The organism is Patulibacter sp. (assembly GCF_030655195.1).
Classification (GTDB): domain Bacteria; phylum Actinomycetota; class Thermoleophilia; order Solirubrobacterales; family Solirubrobacteraceae; genus Patulibacter.
Window position 1 is genome coordinate 23,309 of sequence record NZ_JAURWA010000112.1, and the last position, 22,461, is coordinate 45,769.

Sequence of the window (22,461 nt, forward strand, 5' to 3'; positions counted from 1 at the left end):
TCTCCGCACGGCGGGCGCCCGACGCCCGTCCGCCCGCTGCGCGATCCTTCCGTGAATGGAGATCGAGATCGGGCGGGGCAAGAAGGCCCGCCGCGCCTACGGCTTCGACGACATCACCATCGTGCCGTCGCGCCGGACCCGCAACCCGGACGAGGTCGACATCGCCTGGAAGCTCGGGCCCTACCGCTTCGAGCTGCCGCTGGTGGCCTCGCCGATGGACGCGGCGATCTCGCCCGCCACGGCCCGCACGATCGGGCGGCTCGGCGGTCTCGCGGTCCTCGACCTCGAAGGCGTCTGGACCCGGCACGAGGACGCCGAGGCCCAGCTGGCCGCCCTGGCCGACCTGCCCGACGCCGAGGCGTTGCACCGCCTGCGCGAGCTCCACGCAGCGCCGGTGAAGGCCGAGCTGATCACGGAGCGCATCCGCGAGATCAAGTCCGAGCCCGGAGTCGTCGTGGCCGGGGCGCTCACCCCGCAGCGCGTCCGCCGGCACTACGAGGTCGCCCTCGAGGCCGGGCTCGACGTGCTCGCGATCCTCGGCACCGTCGTCTCGGCGGAGCACGTGGCCAAGGACGACCCCAACTCGGGCGAGGCGCTCCACGAGGTCCTGAACCTCAAGGAGTTCATCGCGGAGGTGCCGGTCCCGGTCGTCGTCGGCGGCTGCTCGAGCTACCACACGGGCCTGCACCTGATGCGGACCGGTGCGGCCGGCGTGCTCGTCGGCGTCGGGGCCGGCGCGGGCTCCACGGTCCGCCGCGTGCTCGGCGTGGGCCTGCCGCAGGCCACCGCCATCGCCGACGTCGCCGGTGCCCGCTCCACGCACGTCCTCGAGACGGGCGAGTACGTCCAGGTCATCGCCGACGGCGGCATGCGGACCGGCGGCGACATCGCCAAGGCGATCGCGTGCGGCGCGGACGCCGTGATGCTCGGCGCCCCGCTGGCGCGGGCCGCGGAGGCCCCCGGCCGCGGCTGGCACTGGACCCCGGCGGCCGCCCACCGCGAGCTGCCCCGCGGCGGCCGCGTGCACGTCGGCACCGCCGGTCCGCTCGAGCAGGTCCTGCTCGGACCGGGGACGGACGGCTCCGGCACCACCAACCTCATCGGCGCGCTGAAGCGCTCCATGGCGACCTGCGGATCGCTCGACCTCGCCGAGTTCAACCGCGCGCAGATCGCCGTCGCGCCCGCCGCCAACCACCCCATCGCCTGACGTGACCGACTCCGCCTCCACGCCCGCCCCCGAGAACCCGCTGCCCGCCGGTGCGGACGTCGACGAGGTCGTCGTCCTCGACTTCGGCGGCCAGTACAGCCAGCTCATCGCCCGTCGCGTCCGCGAGTGCGGCGTGTTCTCCGAGCTGCTCCCGCACCACGTGGGCGCCGAGGAGGTCCGCCGCCGGAAGCCCAAGGGGATCATCCTCTCCGGCGGCCCCGCGTCGGTGTACTCCCCGGACGCCCCGCCGCTGGACCCCGAGCTGCTGAACCTCGGGGTGCCGGTCCTGGGCATCTGTTACGGCATGCAGCTCCTGGCCAAGGAGCTCGGCGGTCGCGTCGAGTCCGCCGAGATCGGCGAGTACGGCCGGTCGCAGCTGACGGTCACCGAGCACGGCACCCTGCTGAAGGATCAGCCCGACGAGCAGCCGGCCTGGATGAGCCATCGCGACACGGTCTACACGCCGCCGGAGGGCGCCGTCGCCCTCGCGAGCTCGACCTCGTCGCCCGTCGCGGCCTTCGAGTCCGTCGACCGCGGCCTCTACGGGATCCAGTACCACCCCGAGGTCGTCCACACCCCGTACGGCCAGCAGACGCTGCAGACGTTCCTGCGCGACATCTGCCACTGCCGCCTGGACTGGTCCGCGGCCAACATCGCCGAGGAGCAGATCCGGCTGATCCGCCGTCAGGTCGGCGACGGGAAGGTCATCTGCGGCCTGTCCGGCGGCGTCGACAGCTCCGTCGCGGCGCTCCTGGTCCACCAGGCGGTCGGCGACCAGCTCACGTGCGTCTACGTCGACCACGGCCTGATGCGCAAGAACGAGACGGAGCAGGTCGAGAAGACCTTCGGCGAGCACTTCCAGGTGCCGCTCGTCGTCGTCGACGCGAAGGACCGCTTCCTCGCGCGGCTCAAGGGCGTGACCGAGCCCGAGGCCAAGCGCAAGGCCATCGGCGGCGAGTTCATCCGCATCTTCGAGGAGGAGGCGCTGAAGCTCGCGGTCGGGGCGGGGGCCTCCGACGTGGAGGGGGCCGACGTGAAGACGTACGGCCAGGTCGAGGCCGCGGGCGGCGACACCGGCGCGAAGTTCCTCGTCCAGGGGACGCTCTACTCCGACGTCATCGAGTCCGGTGGCGGCACCGGGGCGGCGACGATCAAGAGCCACCACAACGTCGGCGGCCTGCCGGAGGACATGACCTTCGAGCTCGTCGAGCCGCTGCGCGCGCTGTTCAAGGACGAGGTCCGCGCGGTCGGCCACGAGATCGGCCTGCCCGAGCGCATGGTCTGGCGCCAGCCCTTCCCGGGCCCCGGCCTCGGCATCCGCATCGTCGGCGGCGAGATCACGCAGGAGAAGCTCGACATCCTCCGGGACTGCGACGCGATCCTGCAGGAGGAGGTCCGCGCCGCGGGCCTCTACCGCGACCTCTGGCAGAGCTTCTGCGTCCTCCCCGACGTCCGCACCGTGGGCGTGCAGGGCGACGAGCGCACGTACGGCTACGTCGTGGCGATCCGCGCGGTCACCTCGGACGACGCGATGACGGCCGACTGGGCCCGCCTGCCCTACGACCTGCTCGACCGCGTCGCCGGTCGGATGGTCGGCGAGGTCCGCGAGGTCAACCGGGTCGTGCTCGACATCACGAGCAAGCCGCCCGGCACCATCGAGTGGGAGTGAGCCGGAGCCCGGCCCGGGGTCCCCGGGCCGTCCTCTACCTCGCGGGCGCGGCGGCGGTCGCCGCCGGCGTCCTGACGGACACCCTCGACCTGCCGCGGACCGCGCTGGCGGTCGCCGCGGTCCTGGTCCTCGTCGGCCTCGCCGGCGGTGCCGAGGACGGCCCCTGGGGTGCCGCCCTGGTGGTCGCCGGCGCCGGGGCCGGCGCGCTCCTCGCGCCGCAGGCCGGCGACCTCGTGGGCTCCGACGTCGCCCGCGAGACGTCCGCGGGCGTCGGTGCGGGCGTCGGCCTGGCCTGCGTGGTCCTGCTGGAGCTGGCCGGCCGTCCCTGGGGCGTCGCGGCGACGCTCCTGGCCGTCGCGGCGACCGTCGCGACCCTGCTGGACGACCTCGACGTCCCGGCCCTGCAGCGCCCGATCACGTGGGCGGCCTTGCTCTTCCTGCTCGGAGCCGTCAACCTGTTGCTCTGGGCTCGCGACCGCGAGCTCGGCGCAGCCGGTCCGCGGCCCTGACCGACGCCCGTCCCGACCGGACGGCGTCCCCCGGGGGGCCTGCGCTATTCTCCCCCGTCGCTGCGCGTCCATCCCTGCCCGCGCCAGCCGAGATCCTTGTGAAGACGTACGTCGCCAGCTCCGAGACCCGTGAACGCTCCTGGTACGTGGTGGATGCCACGAACCTGACGCTCGGGCGCCTCGCCACCCAGATCGCCGAGCAGCTCCGCGGCAAGAAGAAGCCGGAGTACACGCCGCACGTGGACACCGGCGACTTCGTCGTCGTGATCAACGCGGAGAAGATCGCGGTCACGGGCAAGAAGCGGACGGACAAGCTGTACCACCGTCACTCGGGCTTCCCGGGCGGTCTGTACACGCGCACCTTCGAGGAGCAGCTCGAGAAGCAGCCCGAGGAGATCATCCGCAAGGCCGTCAAGGGCATGCTGCCCAAGAACCGCCTCGCGAAGAAGCAGCTGACCAAGCTCAAGGTCTACGCCGGCCCCGAGCACCCGCACGTGGCCCAGAAGCCGCAGGCCCTGGAGATCAACGCCCGATGACTGACGACGTCACCCCCGACGAGACGCCCGAGGAGACCCCCGCGGTCACCGAGGACGCACCCCAGGCCGACGCCGCCGAGACCGCCCCCGTCGCCGAGACGCCGGACGAGCCCGTCGCCGAGGAGGCTCCGGCCGAGGAGGCCGTCGCCGAGGACGACTCCGACGAGGAGGACGACGCGCCCCGCGTGAAGCCCTCCATCCCGGGTGCCGACCTGGAGGTCGACCTCGTCTTCGAGGGCGCCGGCGCCCAGGGCGACAAGCCCGACGAGTTCGGCTACTACGCCGAGGGCGACGCCGACGGCGAGACCGCCGAGGGCGAGAACGCCGACAGCGACGACGCGTCCGACGAGCCGATCGCCGACGTCTCGATCGACCTGTCCGCCGGCGCGCGCTACGCCGCCACGGGCAAGCGCAAGTCCGCGATCGCCCGCGTCATCCTCTCGCCGGGCGAGGGCACCTACACCGTCAACGGCAAGGGCCTCGACGAGTACTTCCCGCGCGAGGCGCTGCGCCGCAACATCCGTCAGGCCCTCGAGGTCGTCGGCCAGGACAAGAACCTCGACGTCCGCGTCAGCATCCAGGGCGGCGGCGTCTCGGCCCAGGCCGGTGCGCTGCGCCATGGCATCTCCCGCGCGCTGCTGGTCGCCCAGCCGAACCTGCGTGGCGAGCTCAAGAAGCGCGGCTTCCTGACGCGTGATGCGCGCGTCAAGGAGCGCAAGAAGGCCGGCCTCAAGAAGGCCCGTAAGCGCCCGCAGTTCTCGAAGCGCTAGGACCAGGCTCCACATGTCCCGGCTCTTCGGCACCGACGGTGTGCGCGGGAGGGCCGGCGCGGTCCTCACGGCCGAGCTCGCCCTGCGACTCGGCCGTGCTGCCGTTCTGGGGGGCGTCGCGCCCCGGGGCGGACCCGCCGGTCCCGCGCGTCCGCGGGTCCTGGTCGTCCGCGACACGCGGGAGTCCGGGCCGATGCTCGAGGCCGCGTTCGCGGCCGGCGCGTCGGCCTCGGGCGCCGACGTCCACCTGGCGGGCGTCGTCCCGACCCCGGCGGCGGCCATCATCGTCGGCCGCCTCGGCTTCGACCTCGCCGCCGTCGTGTCGGCGTCGCACAACCCGCACGCCGACAACGGCATCAAGCTGTTCGGGCCGGACGGGCGCAAGCTGCCCGATGCGCTCGAGGAGCGCGTCGCCGGCCTCGTCGAGGACCTGCCGGACGACGCCGCGCACGGCACGGACATCGGCGGCGTCTCGGTCTTCCACGGTGCCGTCGAGGACCACCTGCGCGCCCTCGACGAGCGATTCGGCGACCTGGACCTGCACGGCGTCCGCGTCGCGCTGGACTGCGCCAACGGCGCGACGTCCGTCGTCGGACCGGAGGCGTTCCGGCGCCGCGGCGCCGAGGTCGTCGTCCTCGGGGACGAGCCCGACGGCCGGAACATCAACCTGGGCGTCGGGTCCACGCACCCCGGCGCGGTCCAGGGGCTCGTGGTCGAGTCCGGGGCCGAGATCGGCTTCGCGTTCGACGGCGACGGCGACCGCGTCCTCGCCGTCGACGGGGCCGGCCGGGCCTACGACGGCGACGAGCTGCTCGCCATCATGGCCCGTCATCTGCACGGGGCGGGGCGTCTGACGGGCGGCGTGGCCGTCACCGTGATGTCGAACTACGGCTTCCACGCGGCGATGGACGCCGCGGGCATCGAGGTCGAGACCACGCCGGTCGGCGACCGCCACGTGGTCGCCGCGCTCGACGAGCGCGGCTGGACCCTCGGCGGCGAGCAGTCGGGCCACCTGATCGAGATGGGCTTCGCACCCTCGGGCGACGGGGTCGCGGCGGCGCTCCTGCTGATGGAGTCGCTGTCCGGCGCGCCGCTGGCGGACTCCTCCGCGATGGAGCGCCTGCCGCAGGTCCTGATCAACGTCCCGGTGTCCGACCGCGACGGCGTGATGGCGGACCCCGTCGTGCTCGAGGCCGTCGGTGCCGCGGACGCCGGTCTGGCGGGCCGCGGACGCGTGCTCGTCCGCGCCTCGGGCACCGAGCAGCTCGTGCGCGTCATGGCGGAGGCCCCGACGGAGGCCGAGGCCCGCGAGGTCTGCCAGGCCCTCGTCGAGCGTCTGCCGGGCCGCGTCGGCCCCTGAGTCCGCGGGGCATCGCCCGGCGGGTCCGCGGGTCGCCCGCGGGGCGGTGTGGGCAGGACGGGCCCGCGGGTAGTCTCGGCCCATGAACGACGGCGTCGGGATCGACCTGATGGACGTGGACCGCCTGGCGTCCGCCCTGGACCGCCGGCCCGGGCTGCGCGACCGTCTCTTCCACCCCGGCGAGCACACCTCGGACGCCGGCCGGCCGCGCGCCGTCCGGAGTCTCGCCGCCCGGTTCTGCGCGAAGGAGGCCGTGACCAAGGCGCTGCGCCTGGACGCGTTCCGGCCGCTCGAGATCGAGGTCGTGGGTGACGGGGGACCCCCTGAGGTCCGCCTGCACGGTGCGGCGGCGGAGCGGGCCCGCGAGCTCGGGGTGGCCGTCGTGATCTCGCTGACGCACGAGCGGCGCAGCGCGGCCGCCGTCGCGTGGGCCGTCGGCGGCACGGGGGCGGCGGCGTGAGCACCACGGACCGGCCGGCGCTCCCGGCGGGCCTGGACCCGCTCGTCGACGCCGAGGCGATGCACGCCACGGACGCCTGGGCGATCGACGAGCTCGGCATGGTCGGCGGCGCGCTGATGGAGCCCGCGGGTGCGGCGCTGGCCGACGCCGTCGTGCGGCTCGTCCCCGAGGGCCTCGTCGTCGTCGTGTGCGGTGCCGGCAACAACGGCGGCGACGGGTACGTCGCCGCCCGCCTGCTCCGCGGACGCGGCCGGCCCGTGCGCCTGGTCTCGACGGTCCCGGACGAGCGCCTGCAGGGAGACGCCGCCGCCGCCCGCGACGCGACCGGGGCGGCGGAGCCCTGGCGGGCCGGCGCCCTGGAGGGCGCAGCCGTCGTCGTCGACGCGATCCTCGGCACCGGCGCACGAGACGCACCGCGCGGCGTGGCGGCCGAGGCGATCGAGGCGCTCGCCGGGATCGACGTCCCGGTGGTGGCCTGCGACGTCCCCAGCGGCGTGGACGCGACCACGGGCGAGACCCCGGGCGAGCACGCGGTGACGGCCACGACCACGGTCACCTTCCACGCCGCCGCCCCCGGGCACTGGATCGCGCCCGGCAAGACGCACGCCGGCCGGGTCGAGGTGGCGCCCATCGGCATCCCGGAGCGGACCGGTCCGGACGTTCCCGCGCCGTGGTGCGGGGTCCTGACGGAGCGCGTGGTGGGGGCGCTCCCGACCCGCGGCGCGGACGGCACGAAGTTCCGTTCGGGCCACGTCGTGGTGCTCGGTGGCGCGCCCGGCATGAGCGGCGCCCCGTGCCTGGCCGCGCACGGCGCCATGCGCGCCGGGGCCGGCTACGTCACGGTCGCCGCGCCGGCGAGCATCGAGGCGGCGATCCTCGCCCGCGCCCCCACGGAGACGCTCGGGCTCGTGCTCCCCTGCGACGACGCCGGCGGGGTGACCTCGGAGGCGGCGGTCGCGGTGCTGGACGCCCTGGGCAGCCACGGAGGGACGCTCGTGGTCGGCCCGGGACTGGGGCGCGGGGGATCGCGCGGGGCGCTGCTCCGCGAGCTCGTCGCCCGCCACGCGGGTCCCGTCGTGTTCGACGCCGACGCCCTGGCCGCCGTCGCGGGGGATCCCGAGGCGCTCGCGGGTCCCGACCCGGCAGGCAGGCAGGCGGTCCTGACGCCGCACGCCGGCGAGCTGGCCCGTCTGCTCGACGTCCCGACGGCCGAGGTCGCCGCCCGCCGGCTGCACCACGCACGGGCGGCGGCGACCCGTGCCCGGGCGGTCGTCGTGCTGAAGGGCGACGACACCGTCGTCGCCGCGCCCGACGGTCGGGTCGGCGTCAGCCCCGGCGGCGTCCCCGGCCTGGCGACCGCCGGCACCGGCGACGTCCTGGCGGGGACGATCGGCGCGCTGCTCGCCCGCGGCACGGAGGCCTTCGAGGCCGCCGCGGCCGGGGTCTGGCTGCACCTGCGGGCCGGCGCCCTGGCCTCCGAGGAGCACGGTCCGGACGGCGTGGCGGCCCGGGACGTCGCCGAGCGCCTGGGCCGGGCGCGCCGCGACGCCACCGGCTGACCGCACGGACGGTCGCGGCCGGTAGCGTGGGGACGATGCGCGTCGTCGCCCGCATCAACGTCGCCGCGATCGAGCGCAACGTGGCCCTCCTGCAGGACCGCGTGGGCCGCGGGACCGCGGTCTGCGCCGTCGTCAAGGCGGACGGCTACGGCCACGGAGCGGTGCCGGCCGCCCGCGCCGCGGTGTCCGGTGGCGCGACCTGGCTCGCGGTCGTCACCGCGGGAGAGGCGACCGCGCTGCGGCGCGGTGGCATCGACGCCCGCCTGCTCGTCCTGGGCCCCCTGGACGACGAGGACCTGTCGGAGGCCCTGGACGCCCGTGCCGAGGTCGTCGTGTGGGACGACGAGGGCGTCGACCGCCTCCTGCGGGCCGGGCGCCCGGCCGACGTCCACGTCAAGCTCGACAGCGGCATGGGACGCCTGGGGCAGCGCGATCCCGCCGTCGCCCTCGGTCTGTGCGACCGGATCGCCACGACCGCCCCGCTGCGGCTGTCGGGGGCGATGACGCACTTCGCGACCGCGGACGACCCGGACGACGAGCTGTTCCCCCTGCAGCTCTCGCGGTTCACGGCCTGGGGGGAGGACGTCCGCCGACGCCACCCCGGCGTCGTCCTGCACGCCGCCAACAGCGCCGCGACGTTGCGGGAGCCCGCGGCCCACTTCGACCTCGTGCGTCCCGGGATCGCCGTCTACGGCATGGACCCGATGAACCGCGACCCCGACGACCACGGGCTGGAGCCCGCCCTGGAGTGGATCGCCCGGCTGTCGTCGGTCAAGCCGCTGGAGCCGGGGGAGAGCGTGGGCTACGGCCGACGGTACGTGGCGGACCGGCCCACCCGCATCGGCACCGTGCAGGCCGGCTACGCCGACGGGGTCCGTCGCGCCCCGGTCGATCCCGGCGAGGTGCTCGTCGGGGGTCGGCGGGTCCCGATCGCCGGTCGGGTGTCGATGGACAGCATCGGCGTCGACCTGGGGCCCGACGCAGCCGAGGCACCGGGCGCCACGGTCGTGCTGGTGGGACGGGACGGCGACGAGCGCATCACCGCCGAGGACGTCGCCCGGCGCCTGGGCACCATCAACTACGAGGTCACCTGCGCCATCGGCCCGCGGGTGCCCCGCGAGCACCATCGCGACGGCGTCCCGGTGCCGGCGTCCGGTCAGGACGACGCCCGCTCCTGAGACCCCGGGCGTCGCCGGATAGGCTGGGCCCATGGCCCAGGATCCGGACTGCATCTTCTGCAAGATCGTCGCGGGCGAGCTCCCCTCGCTCGTCGTCGCCGAGGACGAGCGCACGGTCGCGTTCCTCGACGTCAATCCGGCCACGCCCGGCCACACCGTGGTGATCCCGAAGGACCACCACCGCGACCTCCTGACGATCGACGACGACGCCCTCGCCGCCACCGCCGCGACCGCCCGCCGGGTCGCGACGCTGCTGTCGGACCGGCTCGACACCGTCGGGGTGAACCTCCTGAACAACTGCGGCGCGCAGGCGTGGCAGACGGTCTTCCACTTCCACGTGCACGTCGTGCCGCGCTACGCCGACGACCCGCTGACGCTCCCGTGGGTCCCCGCGCCGGGCGACCGCGACGAGATCACGGCGACCCACGCGACGCTGACCGCCTGACGACGCGCGCGGCCGGTCGTCGGCCCTCCCGGCGACCGCCCCCGCCCGCCGGTGGCGGGCGCCCCCTTGCAGCCGTCCCGGGCCGGCGGGGGATGAGGGACGATGGACGCGTGTCGGCCGCTCCAGGAGCGGCCCCGGGCGTCCGATGTGGACGCCGTCGGCCGGAACGGACCGCTTCCGCGTCCACCCCGATCCGCCGGCGGATCGACCCCGGGGCGCGTCATCGCGCGTCCGTCGGCCGCAACTTCCAGCCCCCCGGAGGGTTTTCGAACACCATGAGCAGTCGTCGTACCGTCGTCTCCCTCGGCCTCGCGGTCACCGCCCTGGCGGTGGTCCCGGCCGGTGCGTCAGCCGCGAAGATCACCGAGGTCGGGACGGTCACGGACGGCCGGCCGCCCCGCTGCCCCGACGCGTGCTCGGTCGTCACCCGCACCACGGCGCTGCCCACGAGCGTCGACGGCAACCGCAACGTCTACGTCGTGCCGTCCGACGGCCGGATCGTCGCCTGGAGCATCACGCTCGGCGCCCCGTCCGACGACGACCGCAAGGCGCTCGAGAAGCAGCTCGGCCGTGCGAGCGCCGGCCTCGTCGTGCTGCGGCGCGGCAAGAGCGTCGCGGCGTCCGTCGTCGCGGGCTCGTCGATCAAGAAGCTCGACCCGTACTTCGGGGGCGAGACGACGTTCGCGCTGCCGACGTCGATCGCCGTGAAGAAGGGCGACGTCCTCGGCCTCAGCGTGCCGTCGTGGGCGCCGACGCTGGTCCAGGGCTACGGGACGAACACGTCGTGGCGCGCCAGCCGCCCGACCGGCCGCTGCGGCGGCACCACGGACGAGCGCAAGAAGGACTACTACGTCGACACGACGTTGTCGGTCGGACGCAGCGGCACGTTCAACTGCCTCTACAAGGCCGAGCGCATGTCCTACACGGCCACGCTGGTCCCGACGCCGACGAAGACGACGAAGACGGCGAAGAGGACCTCGCGCTAGCAGCCGGGCCGTCCCGGTCCGGCGCGTCGCCGGACCCAACGGCGCCCCGCGGTGCGCCGGCAGGACGCGGCCGGTCCGTGACGACGTCGCGGTCGCCCGGCCCCGGGACTCAGCGGCAGACGCCGGGATTCGTGTCGCAGAACTCGCCGAACTCGCTCGGCGATGCCCCGCCACCGGAGGACGACGCGCCGCCGCCCGAGGTGCTGGTGCCCGAACCCGAGCCCGAGCCGCCGCCGGAGGTGCTGGTGCCCGAACCCGAGCCGCCGCTGGGCGTCGCGGTGCCGCCCGTGCCGCCGCTGCCGGCCGCGGCCGACGGGGTGGAGGTCGTCGTCGCCGTCCCGCCACCGCCGGTCGACGGGGTCGCGGTGCCGCTGTCCGTGGACGAGGACGACGTGTCCGAGCCGGTGTCGCCCGCCGTGCCCGTGTCGGCCGTGTCGCCGGACGGGGGTGCCGGGCCCGTGGTCGTGGTGGCCGGCAGGTCGCTGATCGCGCCCGCCTGGTCCCCGGCGCCCGAGGCGAGACCATCACCCGTGGGGGAGGTCAGCGCCGGGGCCCGCGAGGGCTCGATGTCGGTGGCCAGCTCGGAGCTGCCGCAGGCCGCGAGGCCTCCGACGCTCGCGCACAGGACCCCCGTGACGAGGAGTCGGCGGAGCGGGGCGGTGCGCATGATCGGTCCGGTTCGGCGTCCGGGACCGGGGATCAGGCCGAGGCCGTCTCGACCGGGGCCATGCGACGCCCGCAGGTGGGGCAGTCGTTGAGGTCGCGCTGGGCCATCTGCCCGCAGTTGGGGCAGTGGCGCAGGTTCTCGAGCGACCACGGGAGGAGCGACGCGCTCGGGGCGAGCGGGACGAGCTTGCCGACGACGTCGAGCACCTCGCCCGTCTCGCGGTCCCGGTAGGTGTGCCCGGGCTGGGCCTCGATGATGACTTCGCGACCCGTGGAGGGCGCGCGAAACCGGTAGCGCTGACGTGCGGCCATGCGCGAAATCTACCTGCTCCGCGGGGGTCCGGGCGTCAGGCCGCGACGGCGGGCCGCTCGGCGGCCTCGCGGAGGTCGCGCAGGCGACCGATGTGGCGGCCGATCCGGTACTGCGACGGCGCGACGCCGTGGTGCCGGCGGAACGCCTTCGCGAACTGCGCCGGCTGGCGGTAGCCGACGGAGCGCGCGGCCTCGCGGACCGACACGGGGCCCCGGGCGAGCATCTCGGCGGCCTCCTCCATGCGGATCTCGATCAGCGCGGAGCGGAAGCTCGTGCCGCCGATGTCGTGGAACGCCCGCTGCAGCTGGCGGCACGAGCACGCGACGCGGTCGGCGAGCTCGGCGACCGTGAGGTCGGACGCGTACTCCTCGCGCAGGACGGAGACGGCCTCCTCGTACAGGGCCGTGCGGATGAAGATGGTGTCGGGTCGCCGCATGTCACAGGGGGTACGGAGCAGCCCCTCGGAGGGATCACTCCGGCCGCGAGATCCGTCGCGGGTCGGCCGATACGCCGTCCTCGCGAGGAGCCGCCCGGTGGCGTAGACTCCATCTCCTTGTGCGGAACGGCACGAGCGTAGGTGCCGAAGGGCACGACGACCCGACCCGAGGAGTTCCGAGGACGATGCTGGTACGAGACGCGATGAGCCCGCTGGTGGTCGAGGTCGGACCGGGTCACACGCTCCGCCAGGCGGCGCGCCTGATGGCCGAGCGCAACGTGGGGGCGGCGATCGTCATGGATCCCGACGGCGAGGGGCCGGGCATCCTCACCGAACGGGACGTCCTGCGCGCGGTCGCGGCGGGGGAGGACCCGTCCGAGGTCCTCGTGTCGAGCCACGTGACGACGTCGGTGGTCTACGCCGAGCCGTCCTGGTCGCTCGACGACGCGGCCGCCGCGATGGTCGACGGGGGGTTCCGCCACCTCGTCGTGCTCGAGGGACCGGAGCTGCAGGGCGTGCTGTCCGTCCGGGACATCACCCGCGCATGGGCGAAGGACCGCGGGCTGCTCGGCGACCCGGGCGCGGGCCCGGCGACCGCGAAGGACGCGGACGCGGTCGCGATCTCGTGAGCTAGTGGTGGCGGGCGTCGGGGCGGCCGTCGGCGGCCTCGTCGCGCCGCGCCTTCGCGGCGGCGTCGGAGGTCTCGCGGCGGCGGGCGCGGAGGCTCTCGCGGAGCTCGTGCGGATCGGCCGGCGAGACCTTGGGGAAGCTGTACGTGTTCTGGTCCGTCATGGGTCTACCTCCTGATACACCGGAACCGGCGTGCGGTTGCGGTGGCTTCGTCGTGATCGGGTGATCGGCCGTGGTCGTCACCGACCACAGCCGGGGCCCCGCGACTGGACGAACGGTGGCCGACCGGCGGGACGGGCGCCCGCCGGCGTCGCACCGCGACGCCGTGGACGGAGGTTCGCCGGGCGCGCCGCGGCTCCTGCCGCGCCGCGCCCGGCGGGGCGCCGCTAGACCCGCGCGACGTCGTCGGCGAGGACCGGGACGTCGCGCAGGTAGCGCTCGGCGTCCAGGGCGGCCTTGCAGCCGGAGCCCGCGGCGGTGATCGCCTGGCGGTAGGAGGGGTCCACGAGGTCGCCGGCGGCGAACACGCCGGGCTTGGAGGTCTCGGTCGTGACCCCCTCGACGACGACGTAGCCCTCGTCGTCCGTGTTGAGCTGGCCCTCGACGAGCTCGCTCTGCGGGTCGTGGCCGACGGCGATGAACGCGCCCGTGATCTGCATCGACTCCGTCTCGCCCGAGACGGTGTTCTTCAGGACGACCGTCGAGAGGGGCTTCAGGCCGTCGCCCGCGGCGGCCTCGAACCGCTCGACCTCGAACGGCGTCTTGAAGTGGATGTTCTCCACGGACCTGGCGCGATCGACCATGATCGCCGACGCGCGGAACTCGTCCCGGCGGTGGACGACCGTGACGGAGCGGCCGAACTTCGCCAGGAAGATGGCCTCCTCCATGGCGGAGTCGCCGCCTCCGACGATCAGCGTGTCGTGGTCCTTGAAGAACGCGGCGTCGCAGGTGGCGCAGTACGAGACGCCGCGGCCGGAGAGCTCGTCCTCGCCGGGGACCCCGAGCTTGCGGTGCTCGGCACCCGTGGAGACGATGACGGCGCGCGTCTTGTGCTCCTCGTCGTCGATCCAGACGGAGTGCAGCCCGCCGGGCTCGTCGCTGAGCTCGACCTTCGTGACCTGCTCCGTCTTCAGGCGGGCGCCGAAGCGCTCGGCCTGGTCGCGCAGGTCCTGCATCATGTCCGGCCCGAGGATGCCCTTGGGGTACCCGGGGAAGTTCTCGACGTCGGTGGTCTGCTGGAGCAGGCCACCCCAGTTCCAGCCCTCGATGACGAGGGGCTCGAGCTCGGCGCGCGCCGTGTACAGCGCGGCCGTGTAGCCGGCGGGGCCGCTGCCGATGATGATGACGTTCTCGGGGTTCGGCATTGAAGGTCCTTCTCGGTCGTCGGGTGGGCGCGGTCGCGTTCCACCGTCTTCCTGCACTTTACAAAATGAAGTGCCCGGGCGCCAGGGGTCTGGTCGTCAGGCTCCTCGCGGTCGCCCAACGGTACGCGGCACGGAGGCGACGGGGGCCGGAGGCCCTCAGGCCGTGCGCGCGCGCCCCGCGACGCGCCCGATGGCGTCGCCGGTGCGCACGAGCGGCCCGGCGGCCAGCGGGGTCGCCCGGCGGACGGCCTCGGCCAGCGCGCCGCCGGCGATGATGTCGGTCGCGTAGTGCTCGCCGAGGTAGACCAGCGCGAAGCCGAGCGTCGCCGCGTAGGTCCAGCCGATCGCGCCGGCCACCGGGCCCACGTCGCGCAGCACCTGGGCGGACGCGACCGAGGTGCCGAAGTGCAGGGAGGGCATCGCGGCGAGCGGGTTGCCCCCCAGCGCGTCGTAGAGCTGCGGCCAGCGGTCGCCGAAGAGCTCCTCGCCGTACTCCCGCATGAGTCGGCGCAGCGGCCGGCCGTCCGGGCCGAAGTCGATCCGCCCGGCCTCGGCCGCGAACCACGGCGGGGCGGTGGGGACGGCCCAGTACACGACCGCGCCGAGGTCGAACGTGCCGTAGATGCGGGCCGCCGCGCGCGGGAACTGCTCGGGGTGGCGCAGGAGGACGTACGCGACGGTGGAGTGGGGGACGAAGAACCAGACCCAGTGGCTGACGCTGAGCGCCTTCTCCCACCACTGGAACGTCCCGTCGCGGTGGAGGGCCTGCTGGAGGCGCACCGTGGGGATCCGGCCACGACCGATCCGGAGGTCGCTCCGGATCGGGTAGTCCACGCGGACGCGCGAGCGCAGGCGCTCGGGGTCGTCCGCCGGCATCTCGTAGGCGGCGAAGTAGGCCCACATCTGCAGGGTGCAGACCACGGCGTCGCGGGACCGCGACCGCGGCACCAGGAACGTCACGGCGACCGGCGCGGCGGCGGCGGTCGCCAGCACGACCGCCGGCTTGAGCCGCAGCCGACGGCGGGCCAGGGGGGCGGCGACGCCGAGCCCGACCGCCGCCCAGGCGGCCGCGCGGATGAGGTTCCGGGGCGTCACGAGGCCGGACCCTAGCGGGGGAGCGTGCACCCCCGGCGCCCGGTCGCACGAGGCCCGCGAGGTGGGTTGGCCAGCCAGCCAGCCGACGCCCGGAAGTCTGTCATCCTGGCGCGCATGAGCGACTTCGAGACGGTCCAGGAGTACGAGACGGTCAACCTGCTGCGCGACGGCGCGGCGGCGATCGTGGAGATGAACCGCCCCGAGGTCCTGAACGCCTGGAACGGCCAGATCGCGACCGACCTCGTGGACGCCCTGAACGCCTGCGCCGGCGACGACGTCCGGGCCGTGCTGGTGACGGGCGCAGGACGCGGCTTCTCGGCGGGCGCCGACCTCGGGTCGATGTCCCAGGGCGGCCTCCCGACCCGGGCCTCCGGTCGCCCCGACCTCGAGCGTCTGCTCCACGCCAGGTACCACCCGATCATGCGCGCGGTCCGCGGGCTGGACAAGCCCGTCCTCGCCGGTGTCGACGGCACCGCGGCGGGCATCGGCATGAGCTTCGCGCTCGCGTGCGACCTGGTGACCGTCAGCGAGCGGGCCAAGCTCAACCACGCGTTCACGAAGATCGGTCTGGGCCCGGACGGTGGCGCGTCGATCTTCCTCGTCGCCCGGCTGGGCTGGACGCGGGCGTCGGAGATCATGCTCGAGGGCCGCGTCGTCGAGGCGGAGGAGGCCCTCCGCATCGGTCTCGTCAACCGCGTCCGTCCGACCGAGGGCTTCCGTTCCGCGCTCGAGGAGCAGGTGCGGGCGCTGGCCGCCGGCCCGACCGCCTCCCACGCCGCGACGAAGCGGGTCCTCAACGCGCTGGTCCTCCGGAGCCTGGAGGAGGTCCTCTCCCTCGAGGCCCGGGAGCAGGGTCTCCTGGGCGACTCCACGGACTTCGCGGGGGCCGTCTCGGCGTTCATGAAGAAGGAGCAGCCGACCTACATCGGCCGCTGACGGCGCGTTCCCGCTCCCCATGTTCGACGCCAAACCCCCATTCCAACGGGCTTCGGGTCCGACGACGCGAGGGTGGTTCCTTCCGGTGCAGTCCGTCACTAGAATCCGGCAGGCTTTGCGACGCTCGAACCGGATCCCTCACCTCACTAGGGCTTCCTGGCGCACGTTGACGTCGGCGATCGCCCTCGCGATCGGCCTGACGCTCGTCACCGCCGGACCAGCCTCCGCCTCGTTCTGGGCGCCGCAACACGGCGGCTCTCCGAACGCGGACCGCATCCACACGCTCTACGCCGTGGTGTTCGGCGTCGGCGTCGTGATCTTCATCGCGGTCTTCGGCGCCCTCGTCTACGCCATCGTCAAGTTCCGGGCCCGTCCCGGCGCGGTGGCGGAGCAGCTCCACGGCAACACCCGCCTGGAGATCGGCTGGACGGCCGGTGCCGCGGGCATCGTGCTCGTCCTGGGCATCGTCACGTTCCTGATGCTCCCGGGCATCCGCAACCCGGACAACTCCGACGCCGACGGCTGGGCGATCCCCGCCGGGTACCAGACGGCGAAGGACAAGGAGCTCCTGCCCAAGGACGGCAAGTCGCTGAACATCGACGTCAACGGCCAGCAGTACGCCTGGCGCTTCACGTACCCAGACGCCGACCAGGACCGTCAGAACAACGTCCAGGCGTACGAGGAGATGGTCGTCCCCACCGGGACGACCGTCACCCTCGACATCCGCAGCTCGGACGTCGGTCACGCCTGGTGGATCCCGAAGCTCGGCGGCAAGGCCGACGCGCTCCCGGGCTACACGAACCACACCTGGTTCAAGATCCCCCGCGGCAAGGAGGGCACGTACGTCGGCCAGTGCGCCGAGCTCTGCGGCCGCAACCACGCGAACATGACCGCGCGGGTCCGCGCCGTCACGCCCGACGAGTTCACCCAGTGGCTCGCGGGCCAGAAGCAGAGCCTCGCCCAGGCCGGCGTCGCGGCCCAGCAGTTCCGCGACCAGCAGGCCAAGAACGATGCCGCTGCAGCGGCGGCCCAGGCCGCCGAGAACGAGACCACGACCCCCGAAGCGTCGACGTCGAGCACCGACGCCGAGTCCGCCGCCGGCGCCGCCCAGCGCTGATCGCCCGGTAACGAGGAAGACTTCCCATGGCCACCGTCACCGCCACGCCGATCCCTCAGGTCGTCGCCCACTCCGTCGAGAAGCCCATGAAGGGCTGGGTCGACTGGGTCACGACCACCGATCACAAGAAGATCGGGATCATGTACCTGGTCCTCACCTTCGCCTTCTTCGGCGTGGGCGGGGTCGAGGCGCTCCTCATCCGTCTGCAGCTCGCGGTCCCGGACAACACGCTCCTGGACTTCAAGACGTACAACCAGCTGATCACGATGCACGGCACCACGATGGTGTTCCTGTTCGTGGTGCCGGTCATGGCCGGCTTCGGCAACTACTTCGTGCCGCTGATGATCGGCGCACGGGACATGGCGTTCCCGAAGCTGAACGCCCTCTCCTTCTGGATGCTGGCCGCGGGTGGCCTCGTCTTCTACGCCTCGGTCTTCTTCAACCCGCCGGAGTGCGGCTGGACGTGTTACGTCCCGCTGGCGTCGAAGGACTACCTGCCCAACGGCGGCGTCGACGCGTGGATCTTCCTCGTCCACCTGACGGGCATCGGCTCGCTCGTCGGCTCGGTCAACTTCTACGTCACGATCGCCAACCTCCGGGCCCCGGGCATGACCTGGAGCCGCCTGCCGCTGTTCGCGTGGACGATCCTGACGTACTCGGTCCTGCTGATCCTGGCCCTGCCGGCGATCGCCGCGGCCGTGACGCTGCTCCTGACGGACCGGCACTTCGGGACGAACTTCTACGACCCGGCCGAGGGTGGCTCGCCGCTCCTGTGGCAGCACCTCTTCTGGTTCTTCGGCCACCCCGAGGTCTACATCATGGTGCTGCCGGGCTTCGGCATCATCTCCGAGGTCCTCCCGGTCTTCGCCCGCAAGCCGATCTTCGGCTACAAGGCGATCGCGGCCTCGACGCTCACCATCGCCTTCCTGGGCCTGATGGTCTGGGCGCACCACATGTTCACCACGCCGAGCCCGAGCGTCGTGCTCGTGTTCTTCATGGTCTCGTCCATGCTGATCTCGATCCCGACGGGCATCAAGATCTTCAGCTGGATCGGCACGCTGTGGCGCGGGACGATCATCTTCGCCACGCCGCTGCTCTTCGCGGTCGGCTTCCTGGGCACGTTCCTCATCGGTGGCATCACCGGCGTGATCCTCGCGCTCTACCCGGTGGACTGGCAGCTGCACGACACGTACTTCGTCGTCGCGCACTTCCACTACGTGCTGATGGGCGGCGCGGTGTTCGCGGTCTTCTCGGGCCTCTACTACTGGTACCCGAAGATGACCGGCCGGATGATGGACGAGAAGCTCGGCAAGATCAGCTTCTGGACCATGCTGATCGGCTTCCACACCACGTTCCTGGTCCAGCACTCCATCGGCCTGGACGGCATGCCCCGGCGCATCCCGGAGTACGCGGACGTCGGCAACCTGGCGATCTACAACCTGATCTCGACGATCGGCGCGTTCATCCTCGGCATCGGCATCCTGCTGACCGCGATCAACGCCCTGCGCAGCCTCAAGCACGGCGCCGTCTCCGGGCCCGACCCGTGGAAGGCCAACACGCTCGAGTGGTTCACGCAGTCGCCGCCGCCGCAGAACAACTTCGACGCGGTCCCGCGCGTGCGCTCGGTCGAGCCGATGAAGGACATCCGCGCCGAGATCGAGCGCCGGAACAACGAGCCCGACCCGGTCTCCGCGTGATCCGGCGCGTCCTCAGCGCCTCCGGGGGGAGGTGACCCGCATGTCGACCTCCGTCACCACCGGGTCCGCACCCGTGCGGGTCCACTCCGACGCGCGGCAGCTCGTCGCCGACATCGTCGCGCTGACCAAGCCGAAGGTGCAGGTCCTCCTGCTCCTGACGACGGTCACCGCGATGTACGCGGCCGGCAGCCCGTCGATCTGGCTCGTGCTGGCCACCGTCGTCGGCGGCTCGCTCGCCTCCGGCGGGGCGAGCGCGGTCAACCACTGGTACGACCGCGACATCGACTGCCTGATGGAGCGGACGCAGGACCGACCGATCCCGTCGGGGCGCATGCAGCCGCACGTCGCGCTGTGGGTCGGTCTCTGGCTGACGATCGCGTCGTTCGCGCTGCTGGCGCTGGCGGCCAACGTCACCGCGGCGCTCCTGGCCCTGGCCGGGTTCGCCTGGTACGTCGGCGTCTACACGATGTGGCTCAAGCGCCGCACGACCAACAACATCGTCATCGGCGGTCTGGCCGGCGCGTTCCCGCCCATGGTCGGGTGGGCCGCGGTCACCGGCGGCTTCGCCGTCGACTCGCTGTACCCCTTCGCGATCGTCTTCGCCTGGACCGCCCCGCACTTCTGGGCGCTCTCCATGCTGATCAAGGACGACTACGCGGCCGCGAACATCCCGATGCTGCCCGTGGTCAAGGGCGACGCCTACACGTTCAAGGCGATCGTCATCTGGTCCGCGATCACGGTGGTCGTCTCCGTCGTCCCGGTCATCACCGGTGCGTTCGGGACGATCTACCTCGCGATCGCGCTGCTGCTGGGCGTCGAGCTCATGCGCCAGTCGTTCGTGCTGCTGCGCAAGGGCACCCGCGCCGCCGCGCTGTCCCTCCACCTCTACGCGTTGATCTACCTGACGGTGCTGTTCGCCGGCATGGTCCTCGACGCCAAGATCTGACCCCGGAAGAAGCACCCTCACATGGATCGCAACCTCGCCAAGCGCAACCTGCGCGACGCGCTGATCGCCGGCATCGTCATCCTCGTGATGTTCCTGCTGACGTTCGTCGCGGCCGTGATCTACGTCTCCTAGGAGCATCATGAGCGAGCTCGAGAAGCCCGTCCCGCCCGTCGGCGACGAGATCCACCTCCCCGGCAACAGCGCCCAGCCGCTGATCCTCACCGTCGGCGTCACCATCCTGCTCGTCGGCGTGACGACGAGCCACTGGATCATCGCCGTGGGCCTCCTGATCACGGTCGGCACGCTCGTCGCGTGGGTGCGCGACGCGATCCGCGAGACCAACGCGCTGCCGCTGCACCACGACGAGCACTAGACGCGTCGCGGGCGCTCGTCGCCCGCCGCGTCTCAGTCGGCGGTGGGCGCGCTGCGCCGGACCCGCCTGGAGCGTCGCCCGCGCCGGGCGAGCGTCAGGAGCTCGGCGATCGACGTGTCGAGGCCCTCGGCCAGCACGTCGATGTCCGCGAGCTTGTCCAGATCGCCCAGCAGGCCGAACTCGGCCGTGCCGGCGTAGGACGTCACCGCGATCGCGAGCGACCGCTCTCCTGACAGGAACGGCACGGGGACCACGGTCTCGAGGCGTCGGCCGAGCAGGAACATGTCCTCCGTCGGCCCCGGCACGTTGGCGACCAGCAGGTTGAACCGGCGCTCGTCGAAGCGCAGCCGCGCCACCTGCGCCAGCACCGTCGGAGGTGCGAAGCGCTCCGACGAGGTCAGGCGCTCGGCGGCCACGACGTCGTGGCCGGCGGTCGCCTCCGACATCGCCCGGCGGATGCGTTCGAACCTGACGAGCGGGTCGGGCTCGCCGATCGGCAACGGGGCGTGCAGCAGGGCGATCGGCCGGGCCTCGCGGCGCCGGGCCTCGACCGCGACGGGCACCGCGACGCGCAGCTCGACGCCGTCGGTCTGCAGCCCGCGGTCGGTCATCCAGGCCCGGACGGCGCCGGCGACGACCGCGAGGACCACGTCGTTGACGGTGCCGCCGAACGTGTCCTTGACGCGCTTGAGGTCGGCGACGGGCATCGCGGTCCGGGCCAGGCGCCGGTGCGGGCCGATCGGGACGTTCAACGGCGACGGCGGGGCGGGCTTGAGGCGCCGCGAGACGCGATCGCCGAGCCCGGCCGCGCCCGCCGCCGCCCCGGCGAGGGCCTCGGCCGGTCGGGCGGCGAGCGCGGCGAGACGCAGGGGCCGGACGATCGCCACCCGGGCGGCGTCGCGGGCCGCGGACGCGACGAGCTGCGCCGACGTGGGCAGCGGCGGCGCCAGCCAGATCCCCGCGCGCCTCGACGGCGCGACGGGCTCGGGCTCCGAGCCGGCGTCGAGCAGCGCCGTCATCAGGTCGACCGCGCCGATCCCGTCCACCAGCGCCTGGTGGGACTTGGTGACGATCGCGAAGCGGCCGTCCTCGAGGCCCTCGATCATCCAGAGCTCCCACAGGGGCCGGCGGCGGTCCAGGCGCTGCGAGAACAGCCGGGCGGCGGCCGTCCGCAGCTCCCGCTCGTCGCCGGGGCACGGGAGCGCGGCGTGCCGCACGTGGAACTCGATGGTGAAGTTCGGGTCGACCGCCCAGTGCGGTCGGCCGATGCCCAGCGGGGGCGGGACGACCGTGGTCCGGTAGCGCGGCACCCGCTCGAGCCGCTCGAGGACGTGGGTCCGCAGGTCGGTGATCGACGGTGCCGGCCCGTCGAAGAGCGAGACGCCGCCGACGTGCATGTGCGCGGAGGCGTCGCGCTCCTCGCGGAGCAGCGAGACGTCGGCGGCGGTGAGCTCGATGAGGGGGTGGGTCGGCATCAGGTGGGTCGCCCGGGGAGCCGGTCGCCGCCGACCATACTCGACGTCCACGGCGCACCGGCGGCCATCACCGGCGTCCGTGGCCCCGCACCCGGTCGGCCCCACGACCCCGCCGGAGCGCCGGGCGCCACCGCCCGACGGCCCGGCCCCTAGACTCGCCCGATGGATCCCCTGACCCCCCAGGCGTCGTGCGGCTGCTCCTGATCGGCGGCGGCGCCCGCGGCCTCTCGCTCACGCGGCTGCTCGCCGCGGAGGGTCACGCCGTCCGGGTCGTCACCCGCGATCCGGCTCGGCACGCGGAGATCGTGGCCGCCGGGGGTGAGCCCTACGACGGGGACCCCGACCGGATCGGCACGCTGCGCTACGCCTTGGACAACGTCACCGTCCTGATCTGGGCGCTGGGGACCGCCACCGGCGACCCGCTGCGCGTGCAGGCGTTGCACCAGACCCGGCTGGAGATGCTGCTGGAGCGCGTCATCGACACGACCGTGCGCGGCGTCCTCTACGAGTGCAACGGCGGTCTGCCGGTGGAGCTCCTGAGCCAGGGTGCGCGCACCGTCGAGCGGATGTGCCGGCACAACGAGATCCCGTGGGGCCTGCTGCACCACGACACGGACGACCTCGACGGGTGGGCGGCCTCGGCCGCGGACGCGATCGAGCGGATCGTCGCGCGCGACCGCGGCTGAGCCCATCCGGGGTCGCGCGGGACCGCGGCGGCCGCGCCGCTCCGCCGG

General features: G+C 73.6%; 25 protein-coding genes. 18 read left to right on the forward strand and 7 right to left on the reverse strand.

Going from position 1 to position 22,461, the window contains the following annotated elements:
• Nucleotides 1–55 precede the first annotated feature (55 nt).
• From Q7T67_RS11980 to Q7T67_RS12030, 11 genes are all read left to right on the forward strand, one after another.
• Nucleotides 56–1,207 carry a GuaB3 family IMP dehydrogenase-related protein gene (locus tag Q7T67_RS11980; RefSeq protein WP_304789507.1) on the forward strand — a complete coding sequence of 384 codons (1,152 nt, stop codon included), beginning with the start codon at nucleotides 56–58 and terminating at the stop codon, nucleotides 1,205–1,207.
• Between the two features lies 1 nt (nucleotide 1,208).
• Nucleotides 1,209–2,876: a glutamine-hydrolyzing GMP synthase gene (gene guaA, locus Q7T67_RS11985; protein ID WP_304789511.1), complete on the forward strand. Its 1,668-nt coding sequence runs from the start codon at nucleotides 1,209–1,211 to the stop codon at nucleotides 2,874–2,876.
• On the forward strand, nucleotides 2,873–3,385 hold the full coding sequence (locus tag Q7T67_RS11990; protein ID WP_304789514.1) for a hypothetical protein: 513 nt from the start codon (nucleotides 2,873–2,875) through the stop codon (nucleotides 3,383–3,385). Before guaA ends, Q7T67_RS11990 begins: the two co-directional genes overlap by 4 nt.
• Nucleotides 3,386–3,483: 98 nt before the next feature.
• Nucleotides 3,484–3,921 (forward strand): 50S ribosomal protein L13, encoded by a 438-nt coding sequence (rplM, locus tag Q7T67_RS11995; RefSeq protein ID WP_370695394.1) that lies wholly within the window; start codon nucleotides 3,484–3,486, stop codon nucleotides 3,919–3,921.
• A gap of 374 nt (nucleotides 3,922–4,295) precedes the next feature.
• Complete coding sequence (gene rpsI / locus Q7T67_RS12000; protein WP_304789584.1) at nucleotides 4,296–4,691, forward strand: 30S ribosomal protein S9; 396 nt, start codon at nucleotides 4,296–4,298, stop codon at nucleotides 4,689–4,691.
• A gap of 13 nt (nucleotides 4,692–4,704) precedes the next feature.
• Nucleotides 4,705–6,051: a phosphoglucosamine mutase gene (gene glmM, locus Q7T67_RS12005; RefSeq protein WP_304789517.1), complete on the forward strand. Its 1,347-nt coding sequence runs from the start codon at nucleotides 4,705–4,707 to the stop codon at nucleotides 6,049–6,051.
• Nucleotides 6,052–6,133: 82 nt separating this feature from the next.
• Nucleotides 6,134–6,511, forward strand: coding sequence for a holo-ACP synthase (locus Q7T67_RS12010; RefSeq protein ID WP_304789520.1), 378 nt, complete (start codon nucleotides 6,134–6,136; stop codon nucleotides 6,509–6,511).
• On the forward strand, nucleotides 6,508–8,070 hold the full coding sequence (locus Q7T67_RS12015) for an NAD(P)H-hydrate dehydratase (protein WP_304789523.1): 1,563 nt from the start codon (nucleotides 6,508–6,510) through the stop codon (nucleotides 8,068–8,070). The genes Q7T67_RS12010 and Q7T67_RS12015 overlap by 4 nt, the downstream gene beginning before the upstream one ends.
• A gap of 35 nt (nucleotides 8,071–8,105) precedes the next feature.
• Entirely contained in the window at nucleotides 8,106–9,248 is a 1,143-nt protein-coding gene (alr, locus tag Q7T67_RS12020) for an alanine racemase (protein WP_304789526.1), read from the forward strand.
• A gap of 31 nt (nucleotides 9,249–9,279) precedes the next feature.
• A complete protein-coding gene (locus Q7T67_RS12025; RefSeq protein ID WP_304789529.1) occupies nucleotides 9,280–9,693 on the forward strand; it encodes an HIT family protein in 414 nt (137 codons plus the stop codon).
• A 275-nt stretch (nucleotides 9,694–9,968) separates the two neighbouring features.
• Entirely contained in the window at nucleotides 9,969–10,679 is a 711-nt protein-coding gene (locus Q7T67_RS12030; protein WP_304789532.1) for a hypothetical protein, read from the forward strand.
• A gap of 109 nt (nucleotides 10,680–10,788) precedes the next feature.
• On the opposite strand, the gene Q7T67_RS12035 is transcribed toward Q7T67_RS12030, so the two are convergent.
• From Q7T67_RS12035 to Q7T67_RS12045, 3 genes are read right to left on the reverse strand one after another with little or no spacing between them, the layout of a single operon-like run.
• On the reverse strand, nucleotides 10,789–11,346 hold the full coding sequence (locus tag Q7T67_RS12035) for a hypothetical protein (protein ID WP_304789535.1): 558 nt from the start codon (nucleotides 11,344–11,346) through the stop codon (nucleotides 10,789–10,791).
• A 32-nt stretch (nucleotides 11,347–11,378) separates the two neighbouring features.
• On the reverse strand, nucleotides 11,379–11,657 hold the full coding sequence (locus tag Q7T67_RS12040; RefSeq protein ID WP_304789538.1) for a hypothetical protein: 279 nt from the start codon (nucleotides 11,655–11,657) through the stop codon (nucleotides 11,379–11,381).
• Nucleotides 11,658–11,692: 35 nt separating this feature from the next.
• The gene (locus Q7T67_RS12045) at nucleotides 11,693–12,094 is read right to left on the reverse strand and encodes a helix-turn-helix transcriptional regulator (protein WP_304789542.1); all 402 of its coding nucleotides are present in this window, start codon (nucleotides 12,092–12,094) and stop codon (nucleotides 11,693–11,695) included.
• A gap of 185 nt (nucleotides 12,095–12,279) precedes the next feature.
• On the opposite strand from Q7T67_RS12045, the gene Q7T67_RS12050 reads away from it, so the two are divergent.
• Nucleotides 12,280–12,723: a cyclic nucleotide-binding/CBS domain-containing protein gene (locus Q7T67_RS12050; RefSeq protein ID WP_370695395.1), complete on the forward strand. Its 444-nt coding sequence runs from the start codon at nucleotides 12,280–12,282 to the stop codon at nucleotides 12,721–12,723.
• 1 nt (nucleotide 12,724) lies between these two features.
• Here Q7T67_RS12050 and Q7T67_RS12055 read toward each other — a convergent pair whose 3' ends face one another.
• The 3 genes from Q7T67_RS12055 to Q7T67_RS12065 form a co-directional block, all read right to left on the reverse strand.
• Complete coding sequence (locus tag Q7T67_RS12055) at nucleotides 12,725–12,886, reverse strand: hypothetical protein (protein WP_304789547.1); 162 nt, start codon at nucleotides 12,884–12,886, stop codon at nucleotides 12,725–12,727.
• A 224-nt stretch (nucleotides 12,887–13,110) separates the two neighbouring features.
• Nucleotides 13,111–14,088: a thioredoxin-disulfide reductase gene (gene trxB, locus Q7T67_RS12060; protein WP_304789550.1), complete on the reverse strand. Its 978-nt coding sequence runs from the start codon at nucleotides 14,086–14,088 to the stop codon at nucleotides 13,111–13,113.
• Nucleotides 14,089–14,244: 156 nt separating this feature from the next.
• Complete coding sequence (locus Q7T67_RS12065; protein ID WP_304789554.1) at nucleotides 14,245–15,183, reverse strand: phosphatase PAP2 family protein; 939 nt, start codon at nucleotides 15,181–15,183, stop codon at nucleotides 14,245–14,247.
• Between the two features lie 114 nt (nucleotides 15,184–15,297).
• Here Q7T67_RS12065 and Q7T67_RS12070 point away from each other — a divergent pair, with 114 nt between their 5' ends.
• From Q7T67_RS12070 to Q7T67_RS12090, 5 genes are all read left to right on the forward strand, one after another.
• Entirely contained in the window at nucleotides 15,298–16,119 is an 822-nt protein-coding gene (locus Q7T67_RS12070; RefSeq protein ID WP_304789558.1) for an enoyl-CoA hydratase/isomerase family protein, read from the forward strand.
• 166 nt (nucleotides 16,120–16,285) lie between these two features.
• Nucleotides 16,286–17,236, forward strand: a complete 951-nt coding sequence (coxB, locus tag Q7T67_RS12075; RefSeq protein ID WP_304789561.1) for a cytochrome c oxidase subunit II — start codon at nucleotides 16,286–16,288, stop codon at nucleotides 17,234–17,236.
• Between the two features lie 26 nt (nucleotides 17,237–17,262).
• Nucleotides 17,263–18,933, forward strand: a complete 1,671-nt coding sequence (ctaD, locus tag Q7T67_RS12080; protein WP_304789564.1) for a cytochrome c oxidase subunit I — start codon at nucleotides 17,263–17,265, stop codon at nucleotides 18,931–18,933.
• Between the two features lie 40 nt (nucleotides 18,934–18,973).
• On the forward strand, nucleotides 18,974–19,879 hold the full coding sequence (locus tag Q7T67_RS12085) for a heme o synthase (protein ID WP_304789567.1): 906 nt from the start codon (nucleotides 18,974–18,976) through the stop codon (nucleotides 19,877–19,879).
• Nucleotides 19,880–20,018: 139 nt separating this feature from the next.
• Nucleotides 20,019–20,252, forward strand: coding sequence for a hypothetical protein (locus Q7T67_RS12090; RefSeq protein WP_304789569.1), 234 nt, complete (start codon nucleotides 20,019–20,021; stop codon nucleotides 20,250–20,252).
• A 32-nt stretch (nucleotides 20,253–20,284) separates the two neighbouring features.
• Here Q7T67_RS12090 and Q7T67_RS12095 read toward each other — a convergent pair whose 3' ends face one another.
• A complete protein-coding gene (locus tag Q7T67_RS12095) occupies nucleotides 20,285–21,727 on the reverse strand; it encodes a wax ester/triacylglycerol synthase family O-acyltransferase (RefSeq protein ID WP_304789572.1) in 1,443 nt (480 codons plus the stop codon).
• 188 nt (nucleotides 21,728–21,915) lie between these two features.
• On the opposite strand from Q7T67_RS12095, the gene Q7T67_RS12100 reads away from it, so the two are divergent.
• Nucleotides 21,916–22,413 (forward strand): NAD(P)H-binding protein, encoded by a 498-nt coding sequence (locus Q7T67_RS12100; RefSeq protein WP_304789575.1) that lies wholly within the window; start codon nucleotides 21,916–21,918, stop codon nucleotides 22,411–22,413.
• Nucleotides 22,414–22,461 lie beyond the last annotated feature (48 nt).